We start from the raw sequence: 13628 nt of genomic DNA on the forward strand, positions 1-13628 counted from the left end.
TTTACTAATATTAATTTTCTGCAAAACTAAATTCATTTTGCAGATATTCAGCTTTTGCATGAGCGATAGAATAATCTCCTATTTTTGTCCTTCTAAGTTGTGTCAGATAAGCCCCTACTTCCAGTTGCTGTCCAATATCGTGCGCCAGGCTTCTGATATAAGTTCCTTTGCTGCACCCGACTGTAAAGGAAACGAAAGGCAGCCTAATTACAATATCTTTAATGTAATGAATGGTGGTCTTTCTGGACTTCATCTCTATTTCTTTTCCTTTTCTTGCCAGATCATAAGCCCGGTTTCCGTCGATTTTGATAGCAGAAAAAACAGGCGGCTTCTGATCAATTTCCCCAATGAATTTTTCTAAAACCTGATGAATGTGATCTTCTGAAATGTGAGAATAGTCGGCTTTTAAAATTTCAGGTTTTTCAGTATCGTAGGATTCAGTCTGGACACCAATTTTAATTTCTGTCCAATATTCTTTTGGCGCATCCTGAATCTCTGGAATCTTCTTTGTGAATTTTCCTGTACAGACTATGAGTAACCCAGTTGCTCTAGGGTCCAAAGTTCCAGCGTGGCCGATTTTGAATTTTTTCGGAAGTTCTTTAAATTCTCTTTTAAGCTTATACTTTAGCTTATTGACCGCCTGAAAACTGGTCCAATCCAAAGGTTTGTCCAAGAGAAATATGTGTCCGGATTGTAATTCTTCTGCTGTCATTTTTGGTTTCCTATTTCAATAAAACTGGCATATTCTTTTACCGAATTATCTTTTTTAAGTTTTTCTTTCTTAGTAGTTTTATAATTACATTCCTGATTTACTGTTTCTGGAATTATAAAACATTTCTTGCCATCTTGAATATAATATATTTTTTCAAAAGGATAAATGGAGATACTATTATTAGGATCAATTACAGTTAATAATCTAGGATCTAATGTAAAATTATAATTAAGATTAGATTTGAAATCATACTTCTTTTCAGAAAATTTATTTGCTTGTAAATAGCACCTTATTGAATCAATTTCGAATTCATTGATATTACTTGATGCTTTAAAATTATAGAGATTTCTTTTTTCAATTACTTTTTTGAAGTTTTCTGTATATTTTTCATTCTTTAACTCAACATAAACTTTAATTGGGTTATCGCTATTATTTTGTATAAACAATGTGTAAAGTGGCGAACAAGAAGTCAAAAATAATAAGCAAAATATAATTAAAAGGTTTTTTTTCATTACTTGAAGAAATAAAAATAAATCAAAAGCGCAACCCCAACAAAAATACGATACCAACCCCAAGGTCTGAAACCGTATTTATTTAATAATGCTATAAAGGATTTAATAGCAATCCAAGCAACTACAAAAGCAACAATATTTCCAATAAGAAAAACCAGAATATGCTCATTAGAAGCCATTATCATTTCATATCCTTTTTGTGGATTCGGGGTTTCTTTCCCCCATGTTTTTACAAAAACAGAATAAACAGTAACCGCAAGCATTGTTGGAACTGCCAGAAAAAACGAAAACTCGGCGGCTGCTTTTCTGGACAGGCCTTGCGTCATCCCACCAATGATGGAAGCAGCACTTCTGCTTGTTCCTGGCATCATTGCAAGACATTGCCAGAAACCTATTGTCACCGCTTTTTTGATCGTAATCTCTTTCTCGTCATGTATAACCGGATTTTTGAACCAACTGTCCGCAAATAACAAAACAACGCCTCCCAAAACCAAAACAGTAGAAATCGCTATCTGATTGCCCAAGACGGATTCAATCAGGTCATCCAGAAAAAACCCCAGGATCAATGCCGGAATTACAGCGAAAGCTAACTTATAATAAAATTTGAGATTACTGAAGTCAAAGAACTTTTTCCAATAGGCTACAACAACGGAAAGAATCGCCCCAAACTGGATGGAAACCTGAAACATTTTAAGAAATTCGGTCTCTTCCATGCCCATAAGACTTGCGGCAAAACCCATGTGTGCGGTGGACGATATTGGCAGATATTCCGTCAGTCCTTCGATGATAGCAATTATTATAGCTTTGATCAAATCCATAATCTTCCTTATTTATTTAAAAAAAACTTTGTCAAAGTTCGTAACTCTGACAAAGCTTATATTTTGAAATTTTAAATTAATTATTTGTTTCTCTTCAATATCGCAACAACCTGAACTACAAATCCCGCTATTACAAGAAATGGCGCTATTCTGATTCTTCTGAAAGAAAAGATATCCTCATTCCAGTAATTGGGATCAAATTTACCTTCGGGAGTTGTATTTGCATCTGCACCCATCATCAGTATAAACCCTAATAAAATAAGCCCCAAACCGACAAGCATCAATCTGATGTTGCTGCTGCCAAAATAGAAGGTTTTTTTCTCAACATTTTCGGCTGTCCCTATCTGATCTGCGGAATATTTATTTTTTATTTTTTTAGCCATCGTTATGAATAATAAAGATCATCTACGTTACTTCGTAAGAATCTCCAGGTTGCAAAGATAGTACTTGCGATCGTTATAAAAACACCAACAAACAAAATTATCACCAACAATAAGACATATTGATTTGTGTCCTGCACAAATGGCGTCCCGATCTCGCTTGTAAAGTAATACCAGATTCCGCCCAAAGCTACGATCCCTATAAAAGCGCCAATCAGTCCTAGAATCAAAGCTTCCTTGATGAACGGCATCAGAATGAATCTTCTTTTGGCACCAACCAACTGCATTGTTTTGATAATGAATCGCTTGGAAAAAATCTTCAGCCTGATGGAATTGTTGATGAGAACAATCGCTACAATCAGGAATAAAACCGAGAATGCAAAAATCCAGGTCAGTATCCGGTTCAGATTATTATAAACATCGATGGTGAGCTGGTTATCATTCACCACATCATTGACACCATCAATAGCTTTCAGCTGCTTGACTACACCATCAATTTTAGCAGGATCCACAAACTCCGGTTTCAGCGTCACTTCTACAGATGCCGGGAAAATATCTTCTTCAAAAAGCGCATCGGAATCGATTCCTAATTGCTTTTTTGCGAGAACAGAAGCTTCCTGTTTAGAAATATATTTAGCTTGTTTAACATAATTCTGTTGTTTTATTTTTGTGAAAGTCTCTTCCTGGAACTTCAGCGTTTTTGCAGAATCTCTGGGATCCAGATACTGATCAAAATAAACTTCTACTACCAGCTGCTCCTTGATATAGTCAGAATACTTCTGAGCGTTGATCAATATCAACCCGAATAATCCTACAAGGAACAAAACCAGCGAAATACTGATAACTACAGTGATGTTACTGGATCTCAATCTGCTTTTATTAAAGTCGTCAACGGTCTTTGGCATCAAAAAAATTTTTGCTAAAATAGAGATTTTCGTTCAAAAAGCCTTGTTTATCATTGTTAATAAAATCATAAAAACATTTAAAATAAAGCTATGAACAATTTTTAAAATCGGCATTTTTCTTGTTAAGGGTACACTATCAAATCAAGAAAATATGAAACTCCTGAGACAGTCTTCCGGTAAGAATTTTTTCTATACAACAACCAATAAAGAGAAAATAAAAGATAAAGAAAAAATAGAATATGTTAAATCACTGGTCATTCCTCCCGCCTGGACAGATGTAGAAATCACGACCAATAAACGTTCAAAAATCCTGGCGGTCGGAAGAGACCAGAAAGGGAGGAAACAATACATCTACAACCCAAAATTCCGTGCAAAAAAAGATGCAGACAAATTTGACAGAATTCTTCATTTTGCGGAAAATCTGGAACATATGAGACGTGTTACAGGACAGCATCTACGTAAGAAAAAAATGTCCCGTGAAAAAGTAATGGCAGCAATGGTAAGATTGCTGGACTCGGCATATTTCCGGCCTGGAAGTCCCAAATATACACAGCAAAACAAAAGCTATGGTCTTACAACAATCCGCAAGAAACACCTAACCATTGATGGTGATGAAATGATTTTTTCTTATAAAGGCAAATCAGGAAAATTTCAGGAAAAGCATGTTGTGAACTCCAAACTATCAAAAGTGATTTCCGAACTGGAAGAATTGCCAGGCTACAGGCTTTTTAAATACTATAGTGAGACCGGAGAGCTGATAACTGTGGAAAGCCAGGATCTGAATCATTATATCAAAGAAATAATGGGCGAAGAGTTTTCGGCTAAAGACTTCCGAACCTGGGCCGGAACCATGATCGCCGCCGGCATCCTGGATGAACTGGGAATCTGTGAAGCGCAACAGCAGAAAGAACTTAAAAAACGCATCCGCAATGCAATTGTGGCTGTGTCGGAAAAATTAGGAAATACGCCTTCTGTCGCAAGAGATTCTTATATAGACCCGAGAATTTTTGAACATTACAAAAACGGACAAACCATCCATTATTTTCAGAAAGAAATCAAGAGACTTCTGAAAAAGAACGAAAATCTGTCGGAAACGGAAGTCGGCGTTTTGTATATGCTGAAATCAAAATTAAAATAAAGCTTTACTTCTCAGCTTACCAGGTATTTGAAAACCTCGCCGATCTCATGTATCAGATCGGTTGGCAACATCGCTTCTTTGGAAAATTTTTCAGCGGCAAAATCACCTGCTTTTCCATGCAGCCAAACGGCGAAGATACAGGCATTTTCAATGTCATATTTTTGGGAAATGAGAGAAGTCAGAATCCCGGTCAGGGCATCGCCACTTCCGCCTTTTGCCATTCCGGAATTGCCTGTAATATTATAAAAAACTTTTTGATCCGGTGTGATAACTGCAGTATGATGATCTTTAAGAACGATGAAAATATCAAGTTCTCTCGCTTTGGTTTTTGCCAGTTCTATTCTTTCAAATGAATCATTTGTTTTTCCAAACAACCGCTCGAATTCCAGAGGATGCGGTGTAATTACAGAATTTTTCGGAATAAGATCAAGCCAATTTTTTTGTGCTAAAATGTTGAGCGCATCAGCATCCAAAACAACTGGCTCGTCATAATATTTTAAAAAACCAAATAAAGCATTTTGTGTTTTTTTATCTTTACCAAGACCTGGCCCGATGCCATAGACAGCCTTTTCCTGAATTTCGATTCGCTCAACATACTTATCCCCACAACCGATGAACATCGCTTCCGGAATCTGACTCTGGATAATCTGACAGCCACAATCCGGTGCCATTGTAAAAGTAAGCCCACTGCCGGTTCTTAGTGCTGATAATGCTGTCATCAGAACAGCACCGATCTTACCATAACTCCCGCCAACCAAAATGCTTTTGCCAAAAGTCCCTTTGTGGCTGAAATCTTCTCTTGGCCGGTAGTTATTCTTTATCAGATCTTCGTCAATAACGAAATAATCGGTTTCTGCATTTTCAATAAATTCCTTATCCAGATCAATATCCAAAACTGTGATTTTACCGCAAAACTTCCCTGTTTCGGGATGGAAAAAACTTCGTTTGTAGAGTTGGAACGTCAATGTAAAATCTGCCTTGATAACTACTGAATCGCCATCCGGTAGTTTATCAGCATACAAACCGCTCGGAATATCGACTGAAACTTTAACAACTTTGATAGAATTCAATTTTTCTACAACCGTTTTATTTTTCCCGGAGAGTTTCCTGTTCAGGCCATACCCGAAAAGCGCATCAATAATGACGGTTTTTTCTCTATTTATATTTAGGAAATCATTAAAATCATGAATACCAATTCCACCAATTTGCTTTATTTTTCTGAAATTAATTTCTGCATCATTGGAGAAATTCAGATTTTCCTGATCAATGTAAACTTCTACATCAAATCCTTTCTCATAGAGCATTCTCGCTATTGCAAATCCATCTCCGCCATTATTCCCGGTTCCACAAAATATCAGAAATTTATCCGTTACATTAAAATGTTCTTCAATCCACCTCCCACAACATCCGGACGCTTTTTCCATCAGATTAATTGAAGAAATCCCCTGTTCAATCGTGGTGATATCGCAGGATTTTATCTGTGATGCGGTTAGAATCTTCATTTTTACAATTATTATTTCAAATCAAATTTAATAATAAAAACTTTTATGAAAAATGAAATAATAAAAGGTTTTAAATAAAAAAATTCTATTTTTGTTATATAACTAAAAAAATACAACTATGGGATTTTTCAAAGAATTTAAAGATTTTGCTGTTAAAGGAAATGTGATTGATCTGGCAGTGGGTGTTATCATCGGTGGCGCATTTGGGAAAATTGTTACTTCTATGGTAGAAGACATTATCACTCCGGCAATCCTGAATCCGGCTCTTAAAGCCATCAATGCAGAAGATCTTTCACAACTCGTGGTTCCGGGAACTGCTATAAAATATGGAAACTTTCTTTCTGCTGCTATTTCGTTTACAGTGATTGCCTTCGCTTTGTTCCTGATGATCAAAGGGATAAACAGACTCAAGAAAGAAGAACCAAAAGCAGAAGCCGCTCCAGCGGGACCAACTCAGGAAGAACTCCTGATCCAGATCCGAGATCTTTTAAAAGAGAAAAAGTCTTAATGATAAAATCAAATCGCCACTTTTCAGTGGCGATTTTTTATTTCAACAGTCATTTCGAAACGTATTCACTATAATATTTAGAACCTTTTTTACCGACGTCCAAAACCATTAATTCGGATTTTATGGTTTCAATATCCGTAGAATCCGTCTGGAAGTATAATCATAATAATCCCTTTGATCCTGCGAAAAGACAAAAAAACGAGATCAAAAGGAGACTCAGTAAAAATACCTGTTTCATCGTGATTTTAGTTTTTATTTCAAAATATTCAACTCTATTCCGTTATTATTTTTCCTGATCTGGTTCTTCAGACGCTCTTCCTGTTCCTTTGCAAATTTAGCTGAGTCACCGTCTTTTCCTGTCATGATGATTGTTGCACCGCCCATTTGCATTTGCCTGATACCTTTAGTCGGATCTCTTTCATATTCTGTCATCACCTTTTGAAATTGTTTCGTACTGACAGCAATTTCCTTAGCTTCAAAAACATTGATATCAAGTTCCGAACTGATAGTTCTGACACCTCGCAGTTCCATCTTGTGAGAACCGGTTTTATCTTCGATTTTTACGATCAGACCAGGCAAACCGTGAAATTTATACGGACCGTCCTGAATCGGAATTTCTGTTGAAAACCAAGCCGTCCAGTGCCTTCCTGCAAAATCGGCTTCTGCTTTCTGAGCATTCCATGATCCTATTTTTTCTTTTTCCGATGATATTTTCCAGTTGATCTTCCGGTCATCCGAAATATTATAAGCATCCATAGAAAGCTTCCTGTGAAGATTGATCTTATAATCAGGATAAGTTTTGGTGACAGAATACCGAACATCACCTTTTCTCATATCAGATTTTACATTGATGGAACCTGTTGCTTTCAACTGCTGTTCCAGGTCAGCTTTCATCAGGGAATCTGAATTGAAAACCGTGTAGCTGTAATATTTTGAGCCTTGGCTATTGGTATCCAGAAACATCATTTCAGTTTTAACATCTTCTAAATTAGTTGAATCTGGGATGAATCTGTATTCATAAATAAATCTCTTGTTCTGACCGAACATCAAAACATTGAAAAGAACAAAAACTATAGTTATATATCTCATAATTATAAAATAAAAGCCGGCGAACCGGCTAAGTGTAATGAAAATAAAATATTTATTTGGTGATAATTTCAATTTTGCCTGTTCCGTTTGTTTTGAAAACGTTTACTGAGGCAATACTGTTTGGATTTATTTTTTCGTAATCTGATGCCTTGGACAATTTTCCATTGATGTAATAAACCAAATCTTTATTGGTCACAGAGACGTCAGAAATTTTAATTTTATCAGCCTTTATAGATTTCAGTCTCGGAATATTAGAATAGCTAATAGCCTCATCCAAAACTACCACTTTCGGTTCGATACCCTTCGGATTAAAACTAATTTTAAATGAAGCATTTTCGCGCATTTCTTTATTCAACTGCTGTTGTTTATCCTGAAGCTTTTTCTGCTGCTCCTGTAATTCTTTTTGCTTTTCCTTCAGCTCTTTTCTTTTTTTCTCAAGCTTTCTTAATTCTTTAGGTGTCAATTTTGCTTTTGCACTGTTGTAGAACATATCATCTGAAAAACTGTAATTAAAGCTTTTTGTAACGTCCTTGAAATCAGGAAAATCAGCAGCATCAAAACCATAAATAACAGTACCGTCCGTGAAGGCATCTTTTCCATAATGATCCTTGATCATCTTTTGAAAATCTGCCTCAGAATAGATTTTTGAAAAATCCTCCTTAGAAAATTTCTGAGCCATTTCGATGTGCATTTTGAATTCAGGAGAATTGATTTTCATGAGCGCATCCTGCGCATTTTTCTGAGCATCCTGAATTTTTTTCTGGAATTCCGGAGAATTAATTTTGATCTGCATTTTCTCAGCCTGTTCCTCTGCATTTTTCAGATTTTTCTGAAATTTCGGAGAAGCGATCATTCGTTCAGCAATTTTTGCCTTTTTCTCAGCATTTGCAATTCTTTTCTTGAATTCTGTCGAATTAACCATTGCTTCAGCATCTTTGGCACTTTTTTCCGCATCAGCAATTCTTTTTTTGAATTCCTGCGAATCGTACATTTTACTGATCGCTTCCGAATGTTCCTGCAGAGCTTTCAGATTATTCCTGTAGTTATCAGAGCTCACGATTCCGTCCATCTGAGAAGCTAATTGTTCCATCTCTCTCTCCACCGCTTCATACTCCGGCGATTCTTCTTTTTTAGCCTTTTTCAGAGCAGACAGTTCTTTGTTTTTTTCTGACATTTTTTTACTGATTGCAGACATCTTCAGATGATCCTCCTGCAAAGCCTGAGAATACAATTTTGTTTGTCTCTGGTGGTCAGCTGCAAGGCTGTCAAATGCTGCCTGTTTTGGCTGGAGCGTATCTGTTTTCAGTTCCTGAACAGCGATTTCTATTGCTTTATTCGTCTCTTTGATTTCCTTATTTTTAGCATTCACCATATAAGCGAACACCATAAAAAATAAAATCGGTAGCGCAAAAAGTTTGCGTGCATAGCTGTACTTGGTCTTGTTTTTTGTGATCATTGTTAATCTTTTTTTGAGGTTAGATGATAAAAAAGGACTGGTAACAGGCAATACCGAACCCGAGAAATGACTCTCCAGAAGCATCTGCGCAAATGCTTTTGTGTCCGATTTTTTCACTGCTTTCTTGTCCGCCAAGTATTCGTGAATAAGATTGATTTCTTTGTTGATAAAATAAAAGACAGGATTGAACCAGAACACAGATTTCGAAATCTGCATCAGGAGTTTGTCCCAGCTGTGTTTTTGTTCTATATGAACCATTTCGTGCTTCAGAATCTGCTGTCCGACGGGCGAATTGATCTCTATCGATTTTTTCCAGAACAGGTTTCTAAAGAATGAGAACGGTGCATTATTAAGGTTCGTCTGATAAAATCTGATTCCTTCGATAGTTTCATTCGGGAACTGTTTTTTTATCGAGTTGATTTTTAAAATTCCGATGATCAATTTTATTAAAAGAGCGACTGAAACCACTCCAATAATTGTATAAAAAACCGAATAAATAGTGACATCATGGCTTGTTGTTTGAGGTTGATTTTGATTTAATTTACTGAGAAGGAGGTACACATTCCTATTGGTTTCTATTGTAAAATAAGAAATTTTTACCGATGGCAGAACAAGACTTATTACTACTGAAAGCAAAAGGTAAAACCGGTTATAATGATGGAACGTTTTATCTTTAAGAAATAAAAGATAATAAGCAAACATCACTGCAGAGCAGATCATCATCTTGCTGAGATAAAGTAAAGCTGATTCCATTATTCCTTATTTTTAAGTTCATTTAAAAGAAGTTCCAGATCTTTCACGCTGATTTCATTTTCCTCTACCAAAAATGAAACTGCATTGGTATAGGAACCTTCGAAGTAGTTTTTAACCAGGCTTCTGATAGATTTTCCGCTGTAATTTTCTTTACTGATAAGTGGAAAATACTCATGTTGTCTTCCGAAAGTCTTGTGGCTGACAAAGCCTTTTTCCATCAGTATTTTAAGAATCGTAGAAATTGTATTGGTATGCGGTTTCGGCTCAGGGAACAATTCCAGTATATCTTTCAAGAATCCTTTCTCTATCTGCCAAAGGTATTGCATCACCTGTTCTTCTGCCTTCGTTAACTTATTCATTTTCTTTTACTTTAAAACAATCAATCTTATATCACTAAAAACTTAGTAATACAAATGTAGGATTAATTTTTATTCATACAACTATTTTCTTAGTTAAAAGAAGTTAAAAATTTTAAATCATTGATTTTCAAAGCAAAAACTTCGCATTAAGAGCTATTTTTAAAAATAATTAAGATAATACTTGACTTGTAAATAAATTGCCGTATATTTGCAGAACAATATCGCGAGGTAGAGCAGTAGGTAGCTCGTCGGGCTCATAACCCGGAGGTCGCACGTTCGAGTCGTGTCCTCGCAACTAATTAAGAGAATCAAAATTTGATTCTCTTTTTTTATTTTTAATTCTTACCTTTGATTATGGCAAAAATCTTAAAAATATATCAGCAGAATCCGCAAGAGAATTTAATAGACGAAGCCGTAAAAGTTCTTCAAAACGGTGGTGTCATCATCTATCCTTCGGATACGATCTACACGATTGGCTGTGACATCTATAATTACAAAGCGATGGAAAGACTCGCTCAGATAAAAGGAATCAAAATGGATAAACAAAAATTCTCCATTATCTGTAATGATCTGAGTCATCTTTCAGAATTCACAAAGCCGATAGAAACCTCTACTTTTCGGTTCCTGAAAACACATTTGCCTGGCGCATTCACCTTTATTCTGGAAGCGAACAGGAATCTTCCGACCGCTTATAAAGGCCACAAAACCGTTGGCATACGGGTTCCTGATCACATTGTTCCACAAATGATCGTCGAAAAATTGGGACATCCAATCGTTTCCACTTCCATCCACGATGATGATGAAATCCTGGAGTATTCTACCGATCCCGAATTGATCGCTGAAAAATATGATAAACTTGTGGACATCGTGATCGATTCGGGTTATGGTGACAATACAGCTTCCACCATTGTGGATCTGACTTCAGGCGAACCTGAAGTTATACGTCAGGGAAAAGGTATTTTGTAAAATCAAATAAACATCTGACCTTACAGAACCAATACTAAGCAAAAACTAAAATATGAAATTCATAACATCACCAGCCAAACTGATGAATGTAGAAAACGCTACTGAATTCCTGAAAAGCACAACGCCAAAATTTATTAAGGATTCAGAGTTCATTCATTCATTTTTGAAGGAAAAATCACCCAAATTTTTATCCGAATTAATGGAGATTTCATCAAAACTGGCAGACGAAAACTGGGAACGCAATCAAAAATGGACTTCCAGGCCGACGGCTAAAAACTCTGCGCCGGCAATGTTTGCTTTCACTGGAGAAGTTTATCGTGGTCTGGATGCTAAAACACTGGATGAAAAAGCTGTAAAATATCTTGAAAAGAATTACAGAATCCTTTCCGGGCTGTACGGACTTTTGAAACCTTCTGACAAAGTGATGTTGTATCGTCTGGAAATGGGAAGACCGTTCCAATTCAATTCTTATAAAAATCTTTATGAATTCTGGACTCATAAATTGACAGATTATTTAAATTCTGAAACAAAAAAAGGAGAATACATCATCAACCTGGCAAGTAATGAATATGTAAAAGTTCTCAACCGTAAAAAACTAAAAGGCCAGGTTATTGATTTTGATTTTAAACAAATCCAGCCGGACGGAAAACTGAAAACAATCGTCGTTTACACCAAACATGCAAGAGGACTGATGCTTCGTTTCTGCGCAGAAAACAATGTGCAGACTCTGGATGAGCTGAAGGCTTTCAACTATGAAAATTATCTTTTGGATGAGAAATTATCTTCCGAGACTAATTTGGTTTTCACAAGATGATGAAGACAATTTCCGATATCAAAACAGCATTTCAAAATGAACTGTCTGAAGTCTACACAAAATCTGAAACTGAAGAACTGTTTTCAATTTTCTGCATTCATTTCCTTGGTCTTAATAAAATCGAATCTCGATATAATATTAATAAAGTCTTATCCGACACTGATTCTAAAAAATTTATAGAAGCAATTTCTGAATTGAAAACAGGCAAACCTTTCCAGCAAATCGTCGGCGAAACAGACTTCTACGGAATAAAATTCTTTATGAATGAACATGTCCTGATACCCAGACCGGAGACCGAAGAACTGTTGGAATTAGCCATCGGAAAGATTCAGGAAAAAACCAACAAGGGTCAGCATCTGAAAATTCTTGATATCGGAACCGGAAGCGGAATTATACCTATTGTCCTGAAAAAGTATTTTCCAGAAGCGGAAGTATCCGCCATTGATATTTCTGAAAACGCTTTAGCAATAGCCAGGCGAAATGCAGATTTTCACAAAGCAGAAATCAACTTCATTCAAAAAGATTATCTGGATGAAAATCCGGATGAGGTTTATGATATCATTATAAGCAATCCGCCATATATTGGAATTGAAGAAAATATTGAAATTGAAGACTCGGTAAAAGGATTCGAGCCGAATATTGCACTTTTCTCTCCTACTTCTGATGCTTTGATTTTTTACAGGAAAATCGCCGATGATTCTCTCCATTATCTTTCAGAAAAAGGAATGGTATTTTTAGAAATCAATCAGAAATTGGGAAAAGAAACCCTAGAATTGTTCCATGATTTTTCTGAAGCAGCATTATTGAAGGATATCTCAGGAAATGACCGTATGATCTTTGTGAGAAAATAATTTGAAATCCAATTCAGATTGTACGGTATTGCCTTAATCTGGTATTGTTCTCCCAACTCAAACCCGGTGAAAAGAGAGACAAATCTTCAACATAGCCCCGATGGGAGCGGCATCCTTTTTTGCGTTGGACAAGCCTGGGGAAAAAAGATATAGTGGACAGCGGGTTAGAAAAGTGAAAGAAACTGAAAGCTTAACGCTCCTGAACCTATCCTATTTTTTTATTGATAAAAACCTGATATGCCAGATAGATCAGCGGCAAGGACATGATCCCGATGTAGAGGGCGTTTTGCATAGCAAACTCCGGAAATATCGCCACGCCATAAACCAAGCCGAAGAATGCTCCGCCGAGATGTGCAGCATGTCCGATATTGTCATTCATCCGCGGGTTAAGCATCATATAAACGGAATAAGCAAAATAAACTGTTCCGAAAACAAAGCCGGGCATAAACCAAATTTCTATCTGTAGCGGCGCAATTGCAACTGCTGCAAAAATAAGTCCCGAAACACCTCCGCTCGCGCCTATTGCTGAGTAAAACGGAACATTTCTGTAAACATACAGACAGAACAGGTTACCCAGAATAATAGATCCGAGATAAATAATAAGAAACCCAACAAGACCGAAAACCTGCAAAATAACAGGGCTGAAAGCGTATAAAACGTACATATTCAGGATGAGATGCAGCCAATCTGCATGCAGAAAACCTGCGGAAATCAGCCTGATGTATTCTTTCCTTCTCTGGATGGATCCAACTTCGAATTTATATTTCTGAAATACTTCCGGATTCTGGAATCCGATGTAACTGATAACGCTGGTAATAACGATTATGATTAATAAAACAATGTTCATTTTTTCTAAATTAATTAA

At 36.4% G+C, this 13628-nt stretch carries 15 protein-coding genes and 1 tRNA gene; 6 read left to right on the forward strand and 10 right to left on the reverse strand.

What is annotated here, in order from left to right; genetic code table 11:
• Positions 1–10: 10 nt before the first annotated feature.
• The 5 genes from truB to BUA97_RS13875 all read right to left on the reverse strand — a co-directional run bounded on the left by truB (position 11) and on the right by BUA97_RS13875 (position 3327).
• The gene (gene truB, locus BUA97_RS13855; protein WP_072999268.1) at positions 11–712 is read right to left on the reverse strand and encodes a tRNA pseudouridine(55) synthase TruB; all 702 of its coding nucleotides are present in this window, start codon (positions 710–712) and stop codon (positions 11–13) included.
• Positions 709–1224: a hypothetical protein gene (locus BUA97_RS13860; protein WP_072999269.1), complete on the reverse strand. Its 516-nt coding sequence runs from the start codon at positions 1222–1224 to the stop codon at positions 709–711. The genes truB and BUA97_RS13860 overlap by 4 nt, the downstream gene beginning before the upstream one ends.
• Positions 1224–2042: an undecaprenyl-diphosphate phosphatase gene (locus BUA97_RS13865; protein ID WP_072999270.1), complete on the reverse strand. Its 819-nt coding sequence runs from the start codon at positions 2040–2042 to the stop codon at positions 1224–1226. Before BUA97_RS13865 ends, BUA97_RS13860 begins: the two co-directional genes overlap by 1 nt.
• 80 nt (positions 2043–2122) lie before the next feature.
• Entirely contained in the window at positions 2123–2425 is a 303-nt protein-coding gene (locus BUA97_RS13870; RefSeq protein WP_072999272.1) for a DUF3098 domain-containing protein, read from the reverse strand.
• A gap of 2 nt (positions 2426–2427) precedes the next feature.
• Positions 2428–3327, reverse strand: a complete 900-nt coding sequence (locus BUA97_RS13875; RefSeq protein ID WP_072999274.1) for a cell division protein FtsX — start codon at positions 3325–3327, stop codon at positions 2428–2430.
• Between the two features lie 151 nt (positions 3328–3478).
• Between BUA97_RS13875 and BUA97_RS13880 the strand changes: the two genes are divergently transcribed.
• On the forward strand, positions 3479–4465 hold the full coding sequence (locus BUA97_RS13880; RefSeq protein ID WP_072999276.1) for a DNA topoisomerase IB: 987 nt from the start codon (positions 3479–3481) through the stop codon (positions 4463–4465).
• A gap of 11 nt (positions 4466–4476) precedes the next feature.
• Here BUA97_RS13880 and BUA97_RS13885 read toward each other — a convergent pair whose 3' ends face one another.
• Positions 4477–5967 (reverse strand): bifunctional ADP-dependent NAD(P)H-hydrate dehydratase/NAD(P)H-hydrate epimerase, encoded by a 1491-nt coding sequence (locus BUA97_RS13885; protein WP_072999278.1) that lies wholly within the window; start codon positions 5965–5967, stop codon positions 4477–4479.
• A 118-nt stretch (positions 5968–6085) separates the two neighbouring features.
• Here BUA97_RS13885 and mscL point away from each other — a divergent pair, with 118 nt between their 5' ends.
• Complete coding sequence (gene mscL, locus BUA97_RS13890; RefSeq protein WP_072999280.1) at positions 6086–6475, forward strand: large-conductance mechanosensitive channel protein MscL; 390 nt, start codon at positions 6086–6088, stop codon at positions 6473–6475.
• 252 nt (positions 6476–6727) lie between these two features.
• Here mscL and BUA97_RS13895 read toward each other — a convergent pair whose 3' ends face one another.
• From BUA97_RS13895 to BUA97_RS13905, 3 genes are read right to left on the reverse strand one after another with little or no spacing between them, the layout of a single operon-like run.
• Entirely contained in the window at positions 6728–7564 is an 837-nt protein-coding gene (locus BUA97_RS13895) for a GLPGLI family protein (protein WP_072999282.1), read from the reverse strand.
• 52 nt (positions 7565–7616) lie between these two features.
• Entirely contained in the window at positions 7617–9773 is a 2157-nt protein-coding gene (locus BUA97_RS13900; RefSeq protein ID WP_072999284.1) for a M56 family metallopeptidase, read from the reverse strand.
• Positions 9773–10132, reverse strand: a complete 360-nt coding sequence (locus BUA97_RS13905) for a BlaI/MecI/CopY family transcriptional regulator (RefSeq protein ID WP_072999286.1) — start codon at positions 10130–10132, stop codon at positions 9773–9775. The genes BUA97_RS13900 and BUA97_RS13905 overlap by 1 nt, the downstream gene beginning before the upstream one ends.
• A 222-nt stretch (positions 10133–10354) precedes the next feature.
• Here BUA97_RS13905 and BUA97_RS13910 point away from each other — a divergent pair.
• From BUA97_RS13910 to prmC, 4 genes are all read left to right on the forward strand, one after another.
• Positions 10355–10427, forward strand: a tRNA-Met gene (locus tag BUA97_RS13910).
• Between the two features lie 59 nt (positions 10428–10486).
• A complete protein-coding gene (locus tag BUA97_RS13915) occupies positions 10487–11098 on the forward strand; it encodes an L-threonylcarbamoyladenylate synthase (protein WP_072999289.1) in 612 nt (203 codons plus the stop codon).
• 52 nt (positions 11099–11150) lie between these two features.
• Positions 11151–11912 (forward strand): YaaA family protein, encoded by a 762-nt coding sequence (locus BUA97_RS13920; RefSeq protein ID WP_072999291.1) that lies wholly within the window; start codon positions 11151–11153, stop codon positions 11910–11912.
• A complete protein-coding gene (gene prmC / locus BUA97_RS13925; RefSeq protein ID WP_394332929.1) occupies positions 11909–12763 on the forward strand; it encodes a peptide chain release factor N(5)-glutamine methyltransferase in 855 nt (284 codons plus the stop codon). Before BUA97_RS13920 ends, prmC begins: the two co-directional genes overlap by 4 nt.
• A gap of 205 nt (positions 12764–12968) precedes the next feature.
• Here the strand turns inward: prmC and BUA97_RS13930 are convergent, their stop codons facing one another.
• Entirely contained in the window at positions 12969–13610 is a 642-nt protein-coding gene (locus tag BUA97_RS13930; protein ID WP_072999293.1) for a rhomboid family intramembrane serine protease, read from the reverse strand.
• Positions 13611–13628 lie beyond the last annotated feature (18 nt).

It is taken from the genome of Epilithonimonas mollis, from assembly GCF_900142325.1.
Lineage (GTDB): Bacteria > Bacteroidota > Bacteroidia > Flavobacteriales > Weeksellaceae > Epilithonimonas > Epilithonimonas mollis.